Origin of the sequence: Photorhabdus thracensis (assembly GCF_001010285.1) — a bacterium.
Taxonomy (GTDB): Bacteria; Pseudomonadota; Gammaproteobacteria; order Enterobacterales; family Enterobacteriaceae; genus Photorhabdus; species Photorhabdus temperata.
Genome location: NZ_CP011104.1, coordinates 765,276 through 787,069, shown reverse-complemented (window position 1 = coordinate 787,069; position 21,794 = coordinate 765,276). Strand labels below are relative to the sequence as shown.

General features: G+C 48.2%; 21 protein-coding genes, 1 tRNA gene and 4 pseudogenes. 6 read left to right on the top strand and 20 right to left on the bottom strand.

Translation table 11 applies throughout. The features are described 5' to 3' along the window. Positions 1–122 precede the first annotated feature (122 nt). Complete coding sequence (locus tag VY86_RS03250) at positions 123–3,035, bottom strand: CHC2 zinc finger domain-containing protein (protein ID WP_046973911.1); 2,913 nt, start codon at positions 3,033–3,035, stop codon at positions 123–125. A gap of 121 nt (positions 3,036–3,156) precedes the next feature. Between VY86_RS03250 and VY86_RS03245 the strand changes: the two genes are divergently transcribed. Next, positions 3,157–3,561 (top strand): helix-turn-helix domain-containing protein, encoded by a 405-nt coding sequence (locus tag VY86_RS03245; RefSeq protein ID WP_046973910.1) that lies wholly within the window; start codon positions 3,157–3,159, stop codon positions 3,559–3,561. 73 nt (positions 3,562–3,634) lie between these two features. Next, positions 3,635–3,955, top strand: a complete 321-nt coding sequence (locus VY86_RS03240) for a SymE family type I addiction module toxin (RefSeq protein ID WP_046973909.1) — start codon at positions 3,635–3,637, stop codon at positions 3,953–3,955. Between the two features lie 95 nt (positions 3,956–4,050). Here VY86_RS03240 and VY86_RS03235 read toward each other — a convergent pair whose 3' ends face one another. The 9 genes and pseudogenes from VY86_RS03235 to VY86_RS03195 all read right to left on the bottom strand — a co-directional run. Continuing rightward, positions 4,051–4,458 (bottom strand): hypothetical protein, encoded by a 408-nt coding sequence (locus VY86_RS03235; RefSeq protein WP_046973908.1) that lies wholly within the window; start codon positions 4,456–4,458, stop codon positions 4,051–4,053. A gap of 8 nt (positions 4,459–4,466) precedes the next feature. Continuing rightward, positions 4,467–4,826, bottom strand: a pseudogene (locus VY86_RS03230) (RHS repeat-associated core domain-containing protein); the annotation flags it as partial. Positions 4,827–4,915: 89 nt separating this feature from the next. Continuing rightward, positions 4,916–6,127, bottom strand: coding sequence for an IS701 family transposase (locus tag VY86_RS03225; protein ID WP_238591457.1), 1,212 nt, complete (start codon positions 6,125–6,127; stop codon positions 4,916–4,918). Between the two features lie 47 nt (positions 6,128–6,174). Beyond that, positions 6,175–6,759: pseudogene (locus tag VY86_RS03220) on the bottom strand (terminase large subunit domain-containing protein); the annotation flags it as partial. Then, positions 6,756–7,109 carry a phage terminase small subunit P27 family gene (locus VY86_RS03215; protein ID WP_046976688.1) on the bottom strand — a complete coding sequence of 118 codons (354 nt, stop codon included), beginning with the start codon at positions 7,107–7,109 and terminating at the stop codon, positions 6,756–6,758. The pseudogene VY86_RS03220 and the gene VY86_RS03215, both read right to left, overlap by 4 nt. A gap of 129 nt (positions 7,110–7,238) precedes the next feature. Next, positions 7,239–7,673, bottom strand: coding sequence for an HNH endonuclease signature motif containing protein (locus VY86_RS03210; protein ID WP_046973906.1), 435 nt, complete (start codon positions 7,671–7,673; stop codon positions 7,239–7,241). Beyond that, the gene (locus tag VY86_RS03205) at positions 7,674–7,970 is read right to left on the bottom strand and encodes a head-tail connector protein (protein ID WP_046973905.1); all 297 of its coding nucleotides are present in this window, start codon (positions 7,968–7,970) and stop codon (positions 7,674–7,676) included. Beyond that, positions 7,970–8,302, bottom strand: a complete 333-nt coding sequence (locus tag VY86_RS03200) for a phage head closure protein (protein WP_046973904.1) — start codon at positions 8,300–8,302, stop codon at positions 7,970–7,972. Before VY86_RS03200 ends, VY86_RS03205 begins: the two co-directional genes overlap by 1 nt. Next, a pseudogene (locus VY86_RS03195) lies at positions 8,299–9,405 on the bottom strand (phage portal protein); the annotation flags it as partial. The gene VY86_RS03200 and the pseudogene VY86_RS03195, both read right to left, overlap by 4 nt. A 102-nt stretch (positions 9,406–9,507) precedes the next feature. Here VY86_RS03195 and VY86_RS03190 point away from each other — a divergent pair. Then, positions 9,508–10,890: an IS4 family transposase gene (locus tag VY86_RS03190; RefSeq protein ID WP_046973493.1), complete on the top strand. Its 1,383-nt coding sequence runs from the start codon at positions 9,508–9,510 to the stop codon at positions 10,888–10,890. 129 nt (positions 10,891–11,019) lie between these two features. Here VY86_RS03190 and VY86_RS03185 read toward each other — a convergent pair whose 3' ends face one another. The 6 genes and pseudogenes from VY86_RS03185 to VY86_RS25295 form a co-directional block, all read right to left on the bottom strand. Continuing rightward, the gene (locus VY86_RS03185; RefSeq protein WP_046973903.1) at positions 11,020–11,568 is read right to left on the bottom strand and encodes an HK97 family phage prohead protease; all 549 of its coding nucleotides are present in this window, start codon (positions 11,566–11,568) and stop codon (positions 11,020–11,022) included. Between the two features lie 43 nt (positions 11,569–11,611). Next, positions 11,612–12,766, bottom strand: a pseudogene (locus VY86_RS03180) (phage major capsid protein). Positions 12,767–12,890: 124 nt separating this feature from the next. Next, on the bottom strand, positions 12,891–13,286 hold the full coding sequence (locus VY86_RS22925) for a DUF1240 domain-containing protein (RefSeq protein ID WP_038222693.1): 396 nt from the start codon (positions 13,284–13,286) through the stop codon (positions 12,891–12,893). Then, on the bottom strand, positions 13,283–14,248 hold the full coding sequence (locus VY86_RS03175; protein ID WP_080718300.1) for a hypothetical protein: 966 nt from the start codon (positions 14,246–14,248) through the stop codon (positions 13,283–13,285). The genes VY86_RS22925 and VY86_RS03175 overlap by 4 nt, the downstream gene beginning before the upstream one ends. Before the next feature lie 537 nt (positions 14,249–14,785). Next, positions 14,786–17,188, bottom strand: coding sequence for a primase-like DNA-binding domain-containing protein (locus VY86_RS03170; RefSeq protein WP_046973902.1), 2,403 nt, complete (start codon positions 17,186–17,188; stop codon positions 14,786–14,788). A gap of 2 nt (positions 17,189–17,190) precedes the next feature. Further along, positions 17,191–17,598, bottom strand: coding sequence for a hypothetical protein (locus VY86_RS25295; protein ID WP_082111164.1), 408 nt, complete (start codon positions 17,596–17,598; stop codon positions 17,191–17,193). Positions 17,599–17,831: 233 nt separating this feature from the next. Here VY86_RS25295 and VY86_RS25585 point away from each other — a divergent pair, with 233 nt between their 5' ends. Then, positions 17,832–18,023: a hypothetical protein gene (locus tag VY86_RS25585; protein WP_071880964.1), complete on the top strand. Its 192-nt coding sequence runs from the start codon at positions 17,832–17,834 to the stop codon at positions 18,021–18,023. 201 nt (positions 18,024–18,224) lie between these two features. Here VY86_RS25585 and VY86_RS22910 read toward each other — a convergent pair whose 3' ends face one another. The 4 genes from VY86_RS22910 to VY86_RS03140 all read right to left on the bottom strand — a co-directional run bounded on the left by VY86_RS22910 (position 18,225) and on the right by VY86_RS03140 (position 20,499). Continuing rightward, positions 18,225–18,500: an AlpA family phage regulatory protein gene (locus VY86_RS22910; RefSeq protein ID WP_071880963.1), complete on the bottom strand. Its 276-nt coding sequence runs from the start codon at positions 18,498–18,500 to the stop codon at positions 18,225–18,227. Continuing rightward, positions 18,500–18,715 carry a helix-turn-helix transcriptional regulator gene (locus VY86_RS03150; protein WP_046973901.1) on the bottom strand — a complete coding sequence of 72 codons (216 nt, stop codon included), beginning with the start codon at positions 18,713–18,715 and terminating at the stop codon, positions 18,500–18,502. Before VY86_RS03150 ends, VY86_RS22910 begins: the two co-directional genes overlap by 1 nt. Before the next feature lie 327 nt (positions 18,716–19,042). Continuing rightward, positions 19,043–20,257 carry a tyrosine-type recombinase/integrase gene (locus tag VY86_RS03145; protein ID WP_046973900.1) on the bottom strand — a complete coding sequence of 405 codons (1,215 nt, stop codon included), beginning with the start codon at positions 20,255–20,257 and terminating at the stop codon, positions 19,043–19,045. Positions 20,258–20,422: 165 nt separating this feature from the next. Beyond that, a tRNA-Arg gene (locus tag VY86_RS03140) sits at positions 20,423–20,499 on the bottom strand. A 196-nt stretch (positions 20,500–20,695) separates the two neighbouring features. On the opposite strand from VY86_RS03140, the gene folD reads away from it, so the two are divergent. Together folD and ybcJ are read left to right on the top strand one after the other, a co-directional pair. Next, positions 20,696–21,571, top strand: coding sequence for a bifunctional methylenetetrahydrofolate dehydrogenase/methenyltetrahydrofolate cyclohydrolase FolD (gene folD / locus VY86_RS03135; RefSeq protein ID WP_046973899.1), 876 nt, complete (start codon positions 20,696–20,698; stop codon positions 21,569–21,571). Then, the gene (ybcJ, locus tag VY86_RS03130; RefSeq protein ID WP_046973898.1) at positions 21,571–21,783 is read left to right on the top strand and encodes a ribosome-associated protein YbcJ; all 213 of its coding nucleotides are present in this window, start codon (positions 21,571–21,573) and stop codon (positions 21,781–21,783) included. Before folD ends, ybcJ begins: the two co-directional genes overlap by 1 nt. Positions 21,784–21,794 lie beyond the last annotated feature (11 nt).

The window sequence follows — 21,794 nt, the reverse complement described above, 5'->3', positions numbered from 1 at the left end:
TTCATTTGAGCCAGACTTGCACCCGTCATATTCACGCTTTCCTTTATCCGGCTTTCGGGTTCGTTGATGAAGGGACAGTACGGTACGACGGCCTGATTTTTAGGGGGCCGGAACAGTCCTTTTCAGGCTCGCCCGACTTGCGAACCGTTCAGCCCTTTGTCACTGTGGCTTGCAGCCGGTTTTGGCGAGCCAGACTTGGCCCTGACTTGGGGCAGACTTGACCCCGACTTGCTTTCATCCGGGCCAGACTTGCATGAGTCATATACACTATTGGCAGCCTGATTTTCCGGTTCAATCAGACCGCACAGGTGGGCTTCCTCCGCTTTATCGCCATTCCAGAGCAGTTCATATTGCAACAGATGGCCGCGACTGCCGCCGTGTGTCAGCAGGTATTCCATGTCACTCAGGCGCTGACAGTGGAGTTTAAGCTGGCTGTCACTCCAGTGGGTATAACTGCGGATATCCCGGCGGGTAAAGCGGATATCTTTCACCGGGCGTTGTTGCGCTGCCGCCGTCTCTTTCACCATTTGCTGTATCAGCAGCAACAGTTTCCTTGTCTGGGGCGGCATCTCATCCAGCGTGCGGCCTAATATCTCGTGGGCCAGCCGGTTTGCTAAGCGAATATCGTCTTTGGTCACCTCGATATATTCAAGCCGTTTGCCCCGGTGTTCCGCGGTCTTCACCTCGCGCTGGTGCTGATGCAGCAGGGCGATACTTTGTATCAGGGTGAGATATTTCATGTGGTCGCGTCGGGTGCGGGTTTTATCGCTCATGAACGTTAACTGTGAGGCATAAGGGTTAACCACATTCAGCGGGCGCAACAGCCGCTGGGCGTTTTGATGCAGTTCGGTGATATATGCCTTTTCATTCTCGGCCAGTAGACCTTCCAGCGTTTGTTTATGGCGCTGCAAGGCGTGGATAGCTTCGGTCTGCTCCCGCGATTCGTTTACCGTCAGCACCAGACAGCGGTTTAACAGCTCTTCATCGACATCTATCGCGGTGGTGGTGAGCATCAGCATCACCGGCCCTTTCACCGTGTACTGTTTGGTGACCAGATTCCCGCTGGCATCGTCTTTACCGGTACTGGCAATGGTCAGTTCGCCGTCGCTTTGCAACAGTTTGAGCGCATAGGCGGCCTGCCTGACGCCTTCCTCTTCGGCAATGGCTAAGATTTTATGCTGGAGATTGGTTTCCCCCAGATAGAACAGACTCTGGCCGGTCATGGCGCTGTATTGCAGCCGTTCTTCTTCCGGTATCAGATTGAGTACCGCATCCATTAAGCTGCTTTTCCCTGCCGCCGAACTGCTTTGTATCAGCACGGCCAGCGGACGGTCCAGCTTGCGACTGACGGCGGCTAAGTAACCGGCCAGCAGGTTAGTGGATTCGCCCACCACGCCACAGGCGGCTAAGTCAACGGTGACGCGCTCACTCAGTTGGGGGTCTTGCAGCAGTGCCAGCGCCGCTGCCCGCTGGTCCTCGCTCAGTTCGGGAACCGGCGGGGTTTCAGTTTGTTCACTGACACCGGCCTGTTGACACTGTTCCAGTACCAGCAACACCTGCCCCAGTGCCCGGCGCAGGTCACCTTCGGCCAGTCCCAGTTCGGTAGCGGCCAGTCGCGCATACCCGCTCCGGCTGCGGGCGCTCATCATGTCCACGCTGTCGGCGAACATCACGCCGCTGTCGGTATCAACCACCTGAACATTGACTTTCATCACTGCCGCCCCGGCTTTCACCTGTGACAGGCCCCGGATACCCCACTGTTGTGTGCCCAGCGTGAGGGATATCTCGCCGTTAGCGCCGGTTTCCCAGACCACATTGGGCATTGACGGCAACGCAGCTATCCCGGCGGCTAAGGTGCTGACCGTTTCCGGCACCGGAACCGGCTGATGTTCAGCCAGTGCGGCCCGCTCTGTGGCGGTGGTTGTCTGTATTTCCGCCGCCGCCTGCATCGGCACGGCACTGTCGAGCAGCAACCCGAAGGCCCGTTCCGGCTCGGCGACCTGACACAGATAGCCGTTGGCGTCCATGCCTTCGGGGAACCCCACCCGGAACACGGTGAGGCCGTCGGCAGTCAGTTCGGCGGCCAGTTTTACCGCCGCCTCATTGCCTGCCGGATCGTTGTCGTAGGCGATCAAGACCTGTTTAACGCCATGCCGCCGGAACGCCTGCCGCATCTCATCGGTGAAGCCGTTCACCCCATACGCGGCGGTGACATGGCGGTGACCGGCCACCCAGAATGACAGGGCGTCGATCAACGATTCGCAGAGGATGACCGCCCCTGAACTGATCAGCGCCGGCTCATTCCATATCCCGCCATGTGCGCCGGGAAGGTACAGATGCAGTGGCGTTCCGCTGCGTAAGCGGTCGGTGATTTTGCGCCCGTAGATCTCGCGGATCTGACCGTTCGGGTCGATAACCGGTATCACCAGCGAACCGGTAAAGTGTTCGTGTCCACTGTCGCGCATAATCCCCACGGCCCGAAGACGGGCGCGGATCTGTGCGCCGGCCTGCACGGCCTTGATGGGCAGGCGATAGGCTAACGTGCGGTTGGCAAAGCCCAGTTTAAACCGGGCGACTAATTCCGGGTGGTTGAGCCGGCGTTTTTCCAGATAAGCCAGGGCTTCGGGGGCATTCAGCAGCGTATGATGGTAGAACCCGACGACCCGACTGAGCAGCGCCTGCCGTCCGGCGTCATTATCGGCCAGCATGGCCGGTTCATCCGGTTGCACCAGCGGGGCCACAGAGGGGTTATCTCCCAGTATCCCGCGCAACTGTTCCACGGCCCGGCGCAGACTTAAGCCCCTGGTTTTCATTACCCAGTCCAGCACGGAGCCGCCGGCGTCACAGCCAAAACAGTGATAGAGATTTTTTGCCGGTGAGATAACCATTGACGGGGTTTTCTCCTGATGGAACGGGCACAGCAGCACGTAATCTTTGCCGCGTTTAAAGAGCTGTCGCCCCTGTTGCTCCACCACGGCCACTAAGGAGACAGCGGCTTTCAGGTGCTGTAATTCTGCGTCGGGTATCCGTGCCATGTTGTTGACTCCTAAATCCTGTCAAGATTTAAATTGACTCTTAATTGGATTTATTTATAATCCTTTTAGGAGTTACTTGCAACCCCTAATTCAGACAAGCCCTTACACTAACGGAGTCACTATGCAAACAGAGTTTTTGATTATGCAAAATGCTGAACTCCGCAAAGAATTTGGGGTACGTCTCAAGGCGCTACGTAAGCAGAAGGGATGGCCTCAGAAAGAACTGGCTGGGAAAGTTGAGATCCGTTTTCAACAACTGAACAAGTACGAGAGCGGACTTAACATACCTCCCGCTGAGATGATGGTTAAGCTGGCTGATGTGTTAGGGGTCACGGTGGATTATCTGCTGACAGGCAATCCTGTTGAAGATTCACCGTTGGCTAACTCTCGATTATTTAGGCGTTTTCAGGTTCTGGAACAACTGGCACAGGAAGATCAGGAAACAGTTATCAAGATCATTGATGCCATGATTGCCAAGCAACGTATGGAGTCTGCATTGCTGCCCGTTGATGAACCGGAGGGATAAAAATAGCGCGGCGCTGATGTGTTGAGACCACACCAACGCCGCTCACCACAAGCAACTAAAAGAGGTAGTTACTATGGCTAAGGCGCATTCTAGGCAAAACCGTGCCGTAAATAAAGCAACAAAAACAGAGCGTTTTTATACCGTGGGATACGTGCCGCAAAATAACAAGGCCACCGCCCCACCTGCGATACACCTTAAAGGTCAGTGGCTCAAGGCGGCCGGATTCGATAAGGGTTGCACCCTGACCGTGAAGATTATGGAGGGCTGTCTGGTGCTGATCCCTGACAGTGACGACACCCGCACCATCCGGCAACAGTACCAGCGCCAGCAAGACCAGCTCAGTGACATTAAGCTGCGGATGCGGGAGCTGATTGGGGATTACAACAGCAACTAAGGGCAGGGACTGAGCGGCTCTAAAAAAAGAAAGCCGGAAGATCATGGGATCTTTCCGGCTTTTTAATAGAACTATATTACAGTATGTTATATAAACTATGTAATACGTTGTTGATATCTATCTATAGCTTGAGATTTGACAAAATCACTTGGGTCGCTCTCTGACATTTCTTTTAAGATAGAAATAGGTAATCCCTTGTTATACGTTAGCCTTGCTCTAATTCCCTCATCAGGATCTTTTGATAGAGATAAGTAAATATCCATATCCAACGGATATTTAGCTGCAATAGCATCCCTGACAATTGGATTATCATCTTTAGAAAGGGCAACTATAATTTCTTTCGGTATAGTTTTATTTCTTGCAACCCAAACCCTCATGTCTGGTTTTTTTTCAATGAGTTCTTTCCAAATTAAGAGAGGTGCCTCATCTACTCCGGCTCTCATATATTCAGCGGGAATATTACTGTTCCTTAATCTTACGAATTCCTCAATTGTATGAATCATAAGCAATCTCATCTAACAGATACACTTTTACAACCTTTCTTAGGTATGGTTTTGCCTGTATTTCCTTTATGTTTTTCAGGCATAAATTGGCCATCTTTATCAGCATCAGCAATCCATTCTAAAGAAGTTGAAGTTTCTCTATATACTTTATAAGCAGATCCACCATGGCCTGTTGTATCTTTCGACCACCATAGCCCTGTCTTACTATCTTTATAATATTTTTCTTTAAACGGGCCACCTTGTAAAACAGCTGATGTTCTCTCCCCGTCTATTTGCCAGCCATTCAATCCCCAAGGATCAATCCAACTCATCGGATTAGGGGCATACTGATACAGGTTTATTCCGCCCGCTAACCCTATAGGATCCTGAGGGTGGGCTCCCCCCTCTGCGACGGTAGTAACACTGCTGAGCACGGTACTGGTGCCTCCGCCTCCAGAGAGACCAATGCAGAATGTGTTCAACGACATCTTGGGTTTTCCACATCAGTCGTGATAGTAGCCTGCGCAACTCCGGGACGCTCAACGCAATCAGCCCCGGCACCGTTTTTTTTCTCCTGCACCCGCAAGGCTACCAGCACCGCGTGGGCTAACAAGGACAGCGTGATGTGGCGATACCAGCCCTGCCAGCGCCGCACTTCGTATTGCGCCAGACCGCACTCCCCCTTGGTGGCTTCGAAACCCGTCTCTATCTCCCAACGCCGGCCCGCCACCTGCGCCAGCGTCTTGAGCTTCGCCTTCTTTCGTGGGGCATACACCACGTAGTAGGCTAATTCCTGTTTCTCATCACGACTGCGACGCACGAGCAGGTAGTGACCGAAACGCCGTTCTTCCCGCGTTAATTGCAGGCGCCACAGCGGGGTAAACGCCCAGTCGTATCGACGTTCGCCTTTGGCGCCGGTTCCCGCAGACCGGCACTTCCAGGCTCGGGGCGTCAGCGATTTGGCGATGGCCTGCGCACTCATGAACACCGGTCCCTTCCACCACAGCGGCTCATTCCGGGCGACGCCCAGTACAAAGGGCTGTTGGCGCGACTCCAGCCAGACCCGCAGGCGGCGGTCACCGCCATAGACACTGTCGCCCGCGACCCAGCCACAGGGGACGCCGGCATCCAGTGCCCGCTCAAGCATCCGGCGGGCCAGCTGGGGTTTCGTGGCAAACTTCACTTCCGTGGGGATACCCGCCGCCTCACGCCGTGGCGGGTCATCAACCCACTGACGGGGCAGATATAACTCCCGGTCAATGAAGGCACTGCCCCCACCGCCGGCATAGCACAGGAAGACGCCAATCTGGCTGTTCTCCACCCGTCCGGCGGTGCCGCTGTACTGGCGCTGTACGCCGGCGGAGTACTGCCCTTTCTTGATGAATCCGGTCTCATCGACAATCAGCACGCTGTTGTCATCCCTCAGGTGGCCGACAACGTAGTCACACAAGATATCGCGGGCCGCGTCGGCATCCCACAAGGCACGTTCAAGCAGATGCTGTACCCCGTCAGGCGTGGCTTCGCCCATCCACTCAGCCAGTTGCCAGCCGTTCTTGCGTTCGACGTTGCTGAGGAGTCCCTTAAGGTAGGCCAGACTGCGCTGTCGGGGTTCGGAGCGTTTGAACAGGGGAGCTAAACGGGCGTGTAATGTATCCAGCTCCTGTGTCCACAGGGTCAACGGTGTTTGCATCGAATCTTTCGCTATGTTGGCATGAGAACTTGGCGCATTATGACACAATATCTATCTACGGCTGTAGTATTAGTGCCCTCAATCGTAGCGGCTTTGGCTGCCAGTGGTTTTAGCAGGCTGTTGCTCTTTGCATAAGTCACTTTGTGCTGTTGGATAGCTACCCGTTTTTTGAGCGGTTTTGATAACAGGCACATCTGGCGGGCATCATCAAACACGATACGCGCCTGATCCCGGCTCACGGCGGCGGTGTAGATATCCTGCTGCCCGTTCTCCATCACCAGAAACCAGTTCGCCAGTATCGCGGCAACGGTGGATTTGGCATTTTTGCGTGGCACCTGAATGTAAGCACTGCGATATTTTCGACGTCCGGTCGCTTTAATCTTGAAGCCGAACAGATTAGCAAAGGCGAATTGCTGCCACGGTTCAAGCATAATGGGTTTGCCCCGCAGGTGGCCTTTGACGTGCGGACAGTGACGGGAAAATGCAATAAACCGCGCCACAACCTCCGAATCAAACACATAAAGTGGGTTATTCAGGTCGTTAAGGTAGCGTTTTACCGCCTGTTTTACCCGTTTACAGGCCAGAATTGTGCCGTTTTCGATATCAAAAGCGTACTGTTCCCATACGTTCATAATCGGTCTAACTCGTCTTCTTCCTCTGTTTCCACCGGATTTTTGCGCCGTGATACAGGGTCAAAACCCAGCAACGCCGACATTTTTATCATGATTTTTTCGGCATCGGCTTTGGCACTCAGTGACGGATTACGGCTTTCACTGCCCTGACTGTTCACGATGCTAAAACCCCTGATATCAAGGTCTGCCACCGCTTTTCGGTAAATAGCGTAATTGACGCAGTACAGTTCTAAGTTGTTCCAGTCGGCGGCGTTCAGGTCTTCCCGCTCGCTTAATATTTTACCTTTGGCTTTCCATTGACTGGCAGCAATATCGCTCAAATAAGTGGGCGGTTTGGGGGCTCTTGCCATAATGTTCTCTGTTCCTTGTGATTTTATTTTCAAAAAAATTGCCGTGCGTAAAAATTGAAGGAGGGGGTCGGTTCCGCTGGGAAGCGCGTTTGTCATTTTTAATACCTCCACCCACTATTTCATTTGTTATTATTCTGCGACTAACCAACCGCGACGCTTTGCCGCTTCTGTTTCCCGTTCCTGATAGATACCCTGTTTGCGCTTCGCTTTGGTGATAGGATCTGTCTGTACGGTCTTGCGGTTATGGCAGGGTTGGCATAACGATTGATGATTGGATTCAGGCCAAAACAACACATCAGCTTCACCCTGTATCGGGATAATGTGATCTACAATCGTTGCAGGGGTATAGATATTTCCCTGTAAGCAAGGGACACATAACGGATGGGCTTTCAGGTATTGCAGCCGATAGCGCCCCCATCGGTTACTGTAGCCTCGTTGGGTTCGGGTTCCCCGTTGTTTGTCCTGTTGCCGTCTGGACTCGCGTTGATGTTGTTCACAGCGGCCTGACTTCACCCGTTCACGGCAACTCGGGTAACTACAGCGCTTTAAAGGTTGCCACGGCATCTAATACACTCCCACATCACGATACACAGACCACAATGACTTGATGGTAAAAGGGACTTCTTTAAGTTCTGCTTCTGTCACCATCTCCCGATTTTCATACAGCAAGCCAATATAAAGCAGACAGCCCACCTTGATAGCAGGGGTAAAGGCCAATCCGTTATCAAACCGCTTGCCAATATGTTGCTGGCAGACTTCCAGCGCGGCTTCGGCATAGCCCATTAACAAGGCATCATCAAGCGTATCGCTTTCACCCAGCCGGCAATGCTGTTTGATTTCATTTAAAGGGATTTCAGCCATTAGAAAACACCACCTTTACAAAGCAACTCTAAGCGGGTGTGTTTCGCATCAGGGATAACCGCCACAATGTCAAAAGCGGTTCCTCTGGTGTTAGCCCCGTTATAGAGAATGATATTGGCGGTGGTCACGTCATCACGGTAACGCATCCAGATACGCACAGTGGCCTCAGAGAACACCGCACCGGATGCCAAACGCTCACGCCCGCTAATCGCCCTCACTTCCGCCCAGACGGTGGTGACATCCACCCACTTGTCAATAACCTGCCCTGACGGGGCGCGTGACTGCTCGGATTTCTGGATAATCACACGATGCCTCAATCTGCCTGCCCTCATTCCTCGCCCTCCGGTTGTTTCTTGATTTCTACCGTTTGCTTCCATGCCTGACTAAATTCATCTCCACCTTTACGGGGAGAGAGTCCCTCACGTTCACGGGCTTCATTCGGGCACATCACCCCCGACTTAATCGCCGTCTCATAGCTTTGAAAGCGTTCTTTCGGATTGGCGCGAAGCAAGTCGGCGGTATCAAACTCCACCTGATAACGAATCCCCCGTTTCGGGGATGCCATCAGCAAGGCCGATTTGATTTGCTGTTCAAAGTTGGCGAGCCACGGGCGCATGGTAATGGTCAGAAAGGCGCGGGACGCTTCACTAAAGTTACTGTAGGTACTGTTCGAATACTCTTGCAGAAAGATCGGGCTGACGTTGAACATACGGGAGATATCATCAATCGTGAAGCGACGGGAAGCCAGCCATTCCGCATCTTGGTTACTCATGCCTAATTGCTGGTAGTCCATGCCACCTTCAAGGATCGGCGTTTTCCCTGCATTGCGAGCGCCCTTGTAACGTTCGAGCGCTTCCAGTGCCTTAGCGCCCTTTGTACCATCTAACCAATCAGCGGACTTGATAACCCCTACCGCCATCATGCCGTCTTTCATGATACTGGCACCGTGGCGTTGTTGTGCCAGCCCTAACCCCAATGTCTCGCGGCAAATGGTGACAGGTGATCGCCCAAGAAAGCCGTCTTCGGTGGCATAGCGTAAATGCAGAATTTCTTCCTGTAGGTAGGTTTTCACCTTACCGCTATAAGGCTCTGTGATGGTGTATGAGAACCGGTGATCGGATAGCCGCTGAGGGACAACCGTTGACGGTGGGTAAGGGTGCAACGATTGTGGCTGACCCTCCCGCCCCCAGACAATCACCGCATAAGCATTACCATTGAGTAAGCAATGACGCATCAGGGTTCGCTTAAACTGAAATGGGGTCTGGCAGTCATTCGGACACTCATTCAGCAAATAATCGACAGGATGATCACTGAGCCATTCGCGGGATTCTTTGCCGTTCTGGTGCTGAACCCGATAGAGATAGCAAGGCATGGTCGCCACCGCCTCACTGATCACCGTAACGGCATTCATTACCGCAGGTAAGCCCTCCGCCGTAGACCTGTCTTTCCTACACAAATATTTTAACCTGCCCCCTCGTTATTGAACTTTTTCCTCATAGATTGATCTCAATAACAAACACGACTTGAGGTAATCTTTATGTTTTCAACCTGCGCTGAACAATGGGCAAATGACACGTTTCAACATGCGGAATTAGGTGATAAACGCCGTACCAACCGCCTGGTGAAAGTGGCCTGTTCGTTGGCTAACCATATAGGACAATCGCTCGTGCAATCTCTTGACTCTCCTGCCGATGTTGAAGCGGCCTACCGACTGACCCGAAATTCCGCCATTGCGCCTCAGGCCATCGCCGAAGCCGGATTTACCGCCACCGTCGCTCACGCTCAACGTTATCGTTGCCTGTTAGCGCTGGAAGACACGACAACCCTGTCATTTTCCCACGCGTCGGTCGCCGATGAACTCGGCTATACCACCTCGACGGAAAAATCCCGGGGCATGCAGGTACACTCGGTGTTGTTATTTGCGCCTGAAGAACAACAGGTCGTGGGGTTGATAGAGCAACAGCGCTGGTGTCGAGATGTCAGTGATTATGGCAAAAGCCGACAACGCGACACACGCCCTTATGAAGGGAAAGAGAGTTATAAGTGGGAACGGGCCTCACAAGCCGTCGACAGCCGGTTAGGGGAGCAGATGGCCAACGTGATTTCTGTCTGTGACCGTGAAGCCGATATCATTGAATATCTGCGTTATAAAACGAGCCAAAAACACCGTTTCGTCATCCGTTCGATGCAAAACCGGCGTATTGAGGAAAGTCAGGATAAACTTTATGACTTTATCAGCCAGTTACAGAGTGCTGGAGAACGATTAGTTCAGATCAGACAGAAAGGCGGGCGTCAGGCGCGTGTCGCGCATTGTGATATCCGTTATGCCGAAGTGACGTTGAAAATCCCCGAAGGAAAAAGCGGTGAAGCGGTGCGGATATTTTATGTCGGTTGCTACGAAAAAGGTCCGGAGGATGGGCTTTGCTGGCATCTTCTGACCTCCGAACCCGTCAACAGTCAGGAAGACGCCCATAAAATATTCAGTTATTACGAGCGCCGCTGGCTGATAGAAGAATTTCACAAAGCGTGGAAAACGGGCGGCACGCAGGTAGAAGCGCTGCGTATGCAAAGCAAAGATAATCTGGAGCGGATGATAGTGCTGCTGGCCTTTATTGCGGTACGGATACACCAGCTGCGTTTTAAGGGTCTGAACAAAGAAGAAGCAGAGAAAGAGAGCTGTGAGACAGTATTAAGCCCCCTGGCGTGGAAATTACTGTGGTCAAAACAAGAAAAATGCCGTGTGCCGAAAAAAGCCCCGAGCTTGCATTGGGCCTTCATCAATCTGGGAAAACTGGCCGGCTGGTACGATTCCAAACGCACGGGTCGAGTCGGATGGGAACGACTTTGGGAAGGTTGGTTTCGGCTGCAAACCCTGATAGACGGCTATTTGCTGGCTAAATCAGTTGATTTGGAGATCTGATCAAGAGACAGGCCGTAGACGGGGAAACATGCTCGCCCGATTTGGTGTTAGACACGCCCGCCAGAAAAAGAAACTCATCCATGCTCATGCTGCGGGTTTCAGTGTCTTTTCGCTTAAAAGGCCACATAATCACACCTCGGACAGTTGCAGCCAGTAATGACACAAATCCACATCATGGGATTTGAGAGCATTCAAAGAGCGCTTGGCAATCTCTACCCCGCTTTCAGGGTAGGCGGGCAAGCTGGTGATAGTGATTTCCCGCAGTTCGGCCTCTAAAACGGTTCTCAGATACGGCTCTTGTCCAACATCCCACTGATCTTTCAGCGCCCTGAATCCAAAGGACATACCGGAAATATCACCCCGTTCAACCAGAGTCAGCACATCACGCCCCAACTGCGTATCAGGCGGGGTTAGTTCGAAGCGTAATCCGGTGGCATCTTCGGTCAACTTCAACGTGCCAGATGTAGTACGGCCTAACAGGTTCATGTGATCATGTTCATAAAGCGCCCGAACATCGGTATTGTTTGTCAGACTGTTCGTAAACGCATTCGGGACGAATTGTTCAACAAATTCATCCCATAAAACGTGGGATCGGCTGTTCCACTTAATCACATAGCCTGTCAGTTTCTTATCACTGGCAGACAGGGAAGCCGTGCGGATTTCAAAATCGTTATTCATTTTATGGACTCCCAGACAGTCAAGGGACTTTCGCTCCTTTCGCTTATTTCGACGCGGTTTTAACTTCAAGGATCTTGATTGCGTTGGAGTCCACCAGACCACCACCCAGATATTTATCAGTGTGTACCTTATAAAATCCCGGCTCGGTGATATTGTCGGGACGGGTACGGGTGCCTGTTTCATGGTCAACAATGAAATAACCGCGTTTGAAGTCGCCCAGACCGATCACGCCATCGGGCATAAATTCGAGATAATGGACAGGTAAGCCCAGCAACATATCGGGATCACCCGCTTGTAAACGTTCCCGCCAGATATAATCTCCGTTACCGTTTTTCAGTTTTTGCACGTTGGCGGCAGTATTGGAGTTCATCACCCAGACGGAGTTTTTACGGTATTTATTCTTAAGCAGGAACTTAAGATCAATCAGGCTATCGGCCTCAAGCGTGGTAGCTTCCAGTTTTTGCAGCGTGCCAAAATCACGCACCTTGTCGCTTCTCGTATCGCGGGGATAAGCCAGAAAACCTTTGGCTTTTTTGCTGCCGTCACCGCTGACAAGATCCGTTTCTTCGGTATCGACGAAGGTATCGGCAATCTCTGAGGTCAGCCAGCCTAAGATATCCACATCGCTAAAATCGATGATCTCTTGGGTGGTCTTGGGATAAGCGTAAATGGGGAACAGCTTGATGCTGACTTCTTCCATCTTCGGCGTGCCAGTCTCACCGCGTGCCTTACCTTCTTCCCCGTGTGCCACTGCCGCACCACCGACCGAAACAAGCTGTTTATACTCGTTGCTGCGTGTGGTTTTGAGAGTACAGATTTGGCGCATGACAGATTCATCAGCCAATTGCTACATAATCTGTTTGTTCAGTTCGGGGATAACGGTATAGCCACCGTCTGACGGAACGCCCGTAGACAAGGCGCGGGTTTCTCCGGTCAGAATATAGTGGCGCAACTCGTCATTACTGAGGTTCTTGCTGGTCGATTGGGGTTTGCTTGCCTGACTGCGTTCTTCATCAGACAGCGCCTCATAACGGGCAATTTCCGTATTGAGTGCATCAGACTGAGTGCGCAGCTCGTCGAACTGTTTGGCTTCATCGGCAGTCAGTGAGCGCTTTTCGTCTTCGGCTTTGGTAAGCAACGAGCGCATTTGTTGGGTTAAATCGGTTTTCTGTTGGTGTAATTCGAGTAGTTTTTTCATGGTGTTTTTGGAATAGTTATTTTCTTTAAAACACTATTTAACACCGTGAAAAATAATAAAAAAGCCTCTGTGATTTAGAGGCTAAACAAGGGGAAACATGAAGACAAAATATTTACAAAACTTTTCATTTACAAAGTAATAAATTTTTTACGTAGGTTGTTGGTGACATCCACGATATTTTATCACATGTCAAATAACCATCATTTTTTAACTTATAATCAACATAAAAAGAGATAGGTAAGCTAATGACAAATGATGCAATCATCAATCTACTCAGGTACTTAACAAGTATCTTGTTGTATTTAGGTAATCTATCAAATATAAAGAAAAAAATAGAACCTGATAAAGAGTAAAATATTATAGGGAAAGATAGAATACTTATAATAACTGCGCTGGAGAATGTTATTTCATCTTTCATTAATACTAATGAAACAGCAGATTTAATAATGAAGTACATCAGAAATGTAAGGAATAATAACAATATTACTCCACCCAAGGCTTTTAAATATTTGCTATTCACCTAATTCTTCCCATCGTATTAAAAAAATATTGTAAGTCTGCTTCCGGTGTTCTTGGCTTTCTCTTCATTTCTTCTTTCAAAAGTGCTATTAATTTTTCGCTTATTCCATATTGCTTATCAACAAGATCTAAACCGATAGCCACTAGAATTCCAACAGCTAAAACTATTCCCGCAACAACAATAATACTTCCACCTACCAAAGCAGTGGCAGTTAAAAGTGATCCTACAATCCAAGAGGAAGCAGCAATAATAGCAGTTTTAGCCATATCCATTGTTATGTTGCCGATAAAATCGGCTAAAGTATATTCATCCTTAAAAATACTTTCTATCAATCTATAGCCAATCGAAAAGACAATACAGAATCTAACACCTTTGATAATACTAGCATTAAGACCCTGCTGTCCTATCCCCATGGTTAACATTTGAGGGTGGCTAGCACCGTATCGGGTTCCCCTGACAAGACGCCTAAGACCAGCATGACCTGACAGATGAATATATTTTTTCCCATTTTCTCCCACATAGGTTTTTGCAGTAATACTTAACCTCTTAAATTCCCGGCAAACATCAGAAAACCCATGTGAATCATAAATATTTCCCGCATAGGTGGAAATAGGATCTGTGACAGAAAATACATACGCCATAGGATTTTTTTTCTTGTTATCTACTTCCGTGCCTCTTGCAAATTCGTCTCCGTAACTTAGATTTTCTGCTTCCGTACCTCTTGCAAATGCTTCTCCATGACTTGGGGTTTGTGGATGGGAGGGACTGATATCCTCAATAATGCTTTTGGCTTGCGCTAATGTGAGAACAAAGTGATATTGGGTATTATCACTCAATACTTTTTCTAACCCAATGGCATCAAAAAATTCATGCTGGGGTTTTAGCTGATTAATCCCTACATTACCCCTTAAAAAATCGCCCATATAACCATCCCAAGTGGGATTATATTTTTTATGTGTCATTCCTCAATTCTCCGTAGCACTCAATATCAAATTAATAATTGATTGACTTGTGTCAAGATTTCCGATGTAGCATCAATTAAGCAGGATATAACAACAATGCTTACCCATTCCAGCATGGAAAAGATCCACCTTTAAATTTGTGATGAATCTCTATTCTTAAGAAAAATCAGACAATTACTTAATTTTAATTTCAGTCCTACCATAATAAAAAAATTATGCACTAAATTTATTATCCCAGACTCATCCGGCTTTTATTTGCCTGCCAGAGATACCCCCTAAAAATCTTTTTCGCCTCCTTCGCTGTGCACCCTCTGCATAATTCACTGAACGCCTTGCTACATCTGGGTTTTCCGCAATTAATATGATATTCATTCACTGTATCACCTGTTCACCTATTTTTTACATTAATGAAGAGAATGTATACTAGTGTATAGCTAAAAAATAACTATACACCTATTATTTTCCTTTAAATACAGATAGATATTTAAAATAGTGCATGGAATGCAGACCTAAACCTAAAAGTTTTATACAGCAGGCTTAACTGTTTCGTAACTCAGGTACAGAGGGTAGCCATTCTTCCGCTTCTTCGGATAATTCAACGTTATAAGAGTAACCTTTATTGGTTCGCACTTTCCGATACTCCTTGCGATACTCCAGCATAATTTTGGGAAGTGATTCGCCGAACTTGGTCAGTGTGAGCGGTCGCTCAAAGCCGTGTGCTTCCATAAAAGAAAGATAAGCGTGATACAGGTACAATCTCGGTGCGCGTGGGCTGATGTTCTTATTGCCCATCTTCATTCCAGTTGCATCATTGACAGACACCAGATAACCGCAAAAGCGATACAACGGATCTGAATTGCTTTTCACCGTTAACGCTTCGTTAGAATCGCGTTGCGCCTGTAGCAGCTTTTTAGCCTTATTCTGGTCGGCAAATTCGCTTAACAAATGCCGAATAATCACAGGCAGTTCCCGGCTGATTTTCTCCGGCAATTGTGGGTCTTTCTCGGATTCTTTGACCGGAATATTAAACGGGAATATCACCCTACGCCGTGCAATCCCGCCGTTACGTTCCGTAAAGCTCATCGGCTCGTTATTAGTGGCTAATACCACCGCTTTAATGACTGTAGAAAATTGCTTCTCATATTTCCCGTCAACTTCAATTAGGTCGCCGCCTGTAATCGCCTTAATGCCTGCCCCTTCACCCACATATTTAACTTGATCGGGGAGCGTAATCAGGCTTTTCCCGACAAACTGATAGCGGCCTCTGGCCTCATCCAGTGCCCTCATATTGCCACTGGCTGTATTATGCTCTCCTGCCAATAGTGTTGCTATATAGGTAAAGATACTTTTACCGCTACCACCTTCGCCCGTCACTTCAATAAATAGCTGCCAGTCATAGCGGTTTGCCAGAATCATAAACAGGGCGGCTTTGATGCGATTCATTTTGTGTTCATTGCTTCCCGCCGCATGGGATAGCCAACGGTAAAAATCAGGGGCGTGATCCGGCAGGTTTTCACCGATAGCAGGCGGGGTGAATGTGATGCCGTTATGGTTCATTAGCCAGTGTTCCGGCTGGTGCGGGGTAAATTGTTGTGTCGATAATTCATACACGCCATTACGAAACCCGATTAAATCCTGCCGCTGTTCGCCGATAACCGGCACTTGTAATTTCATGGCACAGATAGCGTTATTGATCCCATTCGGACTGTAAGGGGTTTCGTGCTGGTCAAAGATTGCCACCATTGCGCGGCGCAGCTCATTATCCGACACAGTCTGCCATGTCGTACCGTTAAAATGGTAAACCATATCACTTTCAGGATTGACCGCGACCTTGCCGTAGCGTTCTACCACCAGCGCCCCGCGCTGACTGGCTGCCATTTGTGTCAGATTGTTATTGGCCTTTTTGGGCTTTGCTTCTTGGATCACCACTGCTTCTGCTTCCATTAGTCTTTTCTCCCCAACCTGATATAACCCGTTATTAAATGCCTGCTTTGCTGTCTCAATGCCGTGATGTTGGCGATAATCATCCCAATCGGCTTTTAATGCCGTAGGCGGTAGCGTTACCCAGCTGTTAATCGCTATAGAGGTCTTCTCTGCCGCCATTTTGCCAACGTTCTTTTTTAGCCTGCCGTTTTTGTCCCGTTCTTCCGGCTCGTGCCAGTCATTATCAGCAGCAAGGATAATTTTCGCGTCTGGCCACTGCGTTCTAACCTGCCCGGCAACAGTCAGTAAATTACTTTCATCAATAGCTGCCAGCACTACGCCTTCATGTAACTGGCTGACGGTTAAGGCAGTGGCGTAGCCCTCGGTAATGATGATTGTGTCCGGCGTTCCGGCTATGGGTGATAAGGAAATAAAGCTCCCTTTTTTCTGAGTACCTGCAACAAAGCGTTTTGCGCCGTTTGGCTTAATGGTCTGTGCACCCGTGATTGTGCCGTCCAGCGTCTGAACCACCAGCAATAAAGAGCCATCTTTCAATAACCGCTGATTGGGGCATTGCAGCCCCTTTTTCACCAGATATTGAGATTCACCTGTAACAGTAGTAGCAACCAGTGCCGCAATACGTTCAGCAACCGGCTTTGCTGCTCGTGGCTGTTCTTTGACGTGTTTAGGTTCGGGCAAAGGCATTGACAGCACATCAGCCACCAGCTTAGCCGCTGCAAAGACCGTGATCCCTTTGGTTCTTGCCACCAAATCCAAACCGTCACCATGATTCGGCTCATCGCACTGGCGACAATACCAGTCGCCGTTATGGTTATCGTCAATAAAGTGAAAGCGATCAGTTCCGCCGCATATCGGGCAAGCACCATGCTTTCCCCTTGCTGGAACACCAACGCCACAAGCGGGCAATAGGTTTTGCCAATAATTGGCGGCGGATTGCTTCACAGCGCGGATTAAGTTAATCGGGCGGCTTTTAGGGTTATGATTTCCCTGACTCATGATCATTCTTCCTCACCATTAACCACCGCATAAAGCGCGTGGTAAACTTCCTGATTGATATCACAAGCCAGCGACAACAAATCATGTAACTCTTCCGAACAATGTTGGCTGGCCTGTTCAAGAATGATTTCATATAAAGAAGTGCATAAGCCCGCGCGAAACGAGGACTGACCTAATGGATCTATTTCCCTGCGTACAATGCAATTGACTAATTTATTCACCGGGTTCTGCGGGACGTGTTTCAACAGGTCGCGGTGAACTTCCTGATGAATGCCATGCGCCAGTGCAATCAGGTTATTTAAATTGGTTTCGCATTCATCTTTGGCTTTTTGGGTAATGTACGCGAAAAGTGAAATTCCCAGACCTGCGCGATATAGCGCCTGTTTTAATGAGATAGGTTTATTGCTCATAGTATACCCCCTGAATGGAGGTAAAGCGCATAGAGAGGATTTTAGGCAAACGGGCTTTGCCCTTTCCGATGAGAAAGGTATATTGATACATAGCTACCTCGATATTGTCGTTATCGTTGGTGGTTAGCCCTCGTTTGATACGACCAATATCATTCGGGGGCGTTTCTTTTTGTACGTGCACCATGATAAAGTACGTACGTAATAAATCACATGCTATAAGGTTACGTACGTACATGTCAATATTAAAAAGAGATAAAACTGAAAAAGGAAAAGGCTTGTCCCCCACTTTCCAAATCAGAATAACACCTGAGCTAAAAGCACAGTTTGAAGACGCTGCGTCCGATGCTGGAATGACTTTAGGCAACTGGTTAAAAACATTAGGCCGCAAAGAATTAGAACAGCTAGGCATAGAGCCAAAAGGTTGAACTAACCGACAATAAATCCGGTGGTTAACTAACTCGCTAAAAGCAAGTAAGTTAAGGGTAGCATTCACCGTGCTATCCCCGCCTTTTTTCACCCAGCTAATCACCATACAACTAATTGAAATATCACTTTCCTGATTTTTAGCGTAGGGATACCCGTAACGGTTATTATCCGTCTTTTTATTTTTCATGATTTTTCTTTATTTACTGTGCTTTTCGGCTATATGGGTTGTTTACGTTTTCTACTTTTGGAGGATTGCGTATCCACCATAAAATATCACTTAAAAGCCACGCACAGGAATTACGCCCAAAATGACAACGTGGAGGAAATAAACCCAAGGCTTCTAGTTTATAGCAATGTCCCCTTGATATACTCGTTAATCTTTTGCGTTCTGTTTCCCTTATTCTTCTTTCAGATTCACCATAAGCAGAAAGAATATATTTCCTCTGTTCATCGGTTGGTGAGATGTATTTTTTCATTACATCATCTCACCGCGAGATTCAGCGATACGTTGAGCTATCCAGCTATCAATTTCTGACTCAATAAAAGCTATTGAGCGAGTGCCAATTTTTACTTGCTTCGGAAATTTATCTTCTTCAATGAGTTTGTAAATCCACGCTTTACTGTAACCCGTTCTGCGTTGAACCTCGGACAAGCGAATAAGACTTTCTTTAGATGTGGTAATTGTTGACATATAGTTTCCCCTGTTAGTTTGTCCATATTTGATGTTTCTGGATGTTATTAGAACAGGAGTAATTAAACCGAATTTATAATGTGAGATCATCACGTTGGAATAGTAACTTACTTCATACAAAGAATGTAATATATCTTACAGTTTACAGATATAACTACTTATGATTAAAAATAACCTTAAGTAGTTATAAATAAGATTCCAAAATAGCGCTACATCTTATACTACTCATAATTCTATATATAACAATGGGTTGAATAAGGCCATGTGTAGCAGAATTATGAAATGTTATTTATATTGAACGACAACTATTGTTGCTTATTCACCCAGTTAAGCGCGCTTCTTAAATTCGCCATGTAATACATTTTTGCCTTGTTCGAGTACATCCATATAGTCGGCATACCATTGCAACATTTCCCTACGACCATCCAAATATTGGGCATGATTGTAAGTTCCTCGGATACTGTTTTTATCCACATGAGCAAGCTGCGTTTCAATCCAAGCTGAGTTATACCCCTGTTCATGTAAAATTGTACTCATAGTGTGGCGGAATCCGTGGCCTGTTGCCCTGCCATCATAACCAATACGCTTAAGAACCTGATTAATGGCGGCTTCACTCATTGGCTTACCCGCATCATTACGACCAGGGAAAACATATTTCCCGCGCCCTGTAATAGCGTGTAACTTAATAAGAATAGCTTTAACCTGATTTGATAGCGGTACGATGTGAGGACGGCGCATCTTCATACGTTCGGCAGGTATTTGCCAGAGATCGTTATCAAAATCGAATTCAGTCCATTCCGATTCTCTCAGCTCAATGGTACGTACTCCGGTCAGCATCAGCATACGTGTTGCTGATTGCGTCACTTGGCTGCCACTATAACCACCCAAGGTGATAAGAAAATCATGTAGTTGGTCGGCTAAAAGGTGTGGGAAATGTTTTTGCTTTGGTGCCTTAAGCGCGCTGGCAAGATCAGTAACGGGATTGAATTCTGCTCGTCCTGTAATAACAGCATATGTGAAAATTTGCCGACATGCTTGTCTGGTTTTTTTCAATTTATCTAACACGCCGCGTTGCTCCATCTTTCGGAGAACGGCTAACATGTCAGCGGGTTTGATATCAGTAATAGCACGTTTCCCAACATAGGGAAAAATATCTTTTCGCAGGTATTCCAGAATGTCTTCAGCATATCCTTTTGACCAATTGGGGCGCTTATGTTCGTGCCACTCAACGGCGATAGACTCAAAACTATTATTGACCGCAAAAGCTCTGGCGACTTTTTCAGCTTTCTTTTCCTCAAGCGGATCACTACCACCTGACAGCGTTCGCCTTGCCTCATTTCGCTTATTTCTTGCTTCTGCGAGAGATATATCAGGATATACCCCTAATGCGAGCAATTTTTCTTTGCCTGCGATCCGATACTTTAACCGCCAATAACGAGAGCCATTAGGGTTAACCAATAGATATAATCCACCACCATCTGCAAGTTTATAAGGTTTATCTTTAGGCTTCGCAGTGTCTACCTGTCGGGCTGTTAGCTTCATTTGGGGGTATCTCACTTCATTGAACCTGAACGTACCCCTAAATATACCCCCATAAGATCGTAGATTTCAACATACCTTACTAGACTACGGGAGAACGAAGAATGGCTAATACTGCGTATTTACTGGAGTTTTGTGGACTTTGGAAGACGATAAGATATTAAAGGATGGTACGCCCTACAGGATTCGAACCTGTGACCTACGGCTTAGAAGGCCGTTGCTCTATCCAGCTGAGCTAAGGGCGCATCTTGGGAGATGAGCTGCATCTGTAATGCTTTGATGCGGGGTGAGATTATACGGGGACAAACCCTTGAGTCAATGGCTTTTCTGCTTATAAATCTCCATCTGTCTATTTTCTGATTATCAATAAAACTGACAGCACGCTCATGTTCTGACAAAATAGGCGGTATCCCAATGTTTGATTTATGGATTTATTAGTACATGTCAGCAAAAATTATTGACGGGAAAACGATTGCGCAGACAATCAGAAGAGAAGTCGCAGAACGTGTTCAACAACGTGTCGCAGCGGGAAAACGTGCTCCCGGTCTTGCCGTTGTTTTAGTAGGGGAAAACCCCGCTTCTCAGATTTATGTCGCAAGCAAACGCCGTGCCTGTGAAGAAGTCGGGTTTGTCTCCCGTTCTTATGATCTGCCAGATACTACCAGTGAAGCAGAGTTACTGAACCTTATCGATCAGCTCAATAACGATTTAGAAATTGATGGAATTCTGGTGCAACTCCCTTTACCCGCCGGTATCGACAATGTCAAGGTTCTGGAGCGTATCCAATCTGATAAGGATGTTGATGGCTTCCATCCCTATAATATTGGCCGTCTGTGTCAACGTGCGCCAAAACTGCGCCCCTGTACTCCGCGCGGTATCGCAACGTTGCTTGAGCGCTGCGAAATCAATACTTATGGCCTGAATGCCGTCATTATCGGCGCTTCAAATATTGTTGGTCGTCCAATGAGTCTGGAATTGTTGCTGGCTGGCTGTACCACCACGGTGACTCATCGCTTTACCAAAGATTTACGCTACCATGTGGAACATGCGGATCTGCTGATTGTGGCTGTCGGTAAACCGAACTTTATCCCCGGTGAATGGATTAAACCAGGCGCTATCGTTATTGATGTAGGCATTAACCGTCTGGAAGACGGTAAGGTCATTGGTGATGTTGATTTTGAAACCGCATCAGAACGAGCAAGCTGGATTTCGCCCGTTCCAGGTGGTGTTGGTCCAATGACAGTAGCTACGCTTATCCAGAACACCTTGCAAGCCTGCGAGGAATACCACAACGTGGAAAAAACTGAAGGTTGTTAATGGAAATTTTTTATTTAGAAGGCCATCCTCATGTGGAGCTGTGTGATCTGCTAAAGTTTCAAGGATGGAGTGAAAGCGGTGCGGCCGCCAAAGCCGTTATTGCTGAAAGTCTGATTGAAGTCAATGGTCAGACAGAGACGCGCAAACGCTGCAAAATTACTGCCGGACAGGTTGTTACCTTCAACGGTGACTCTGTTTGCATCAAAGAATAACTAAAATAGGC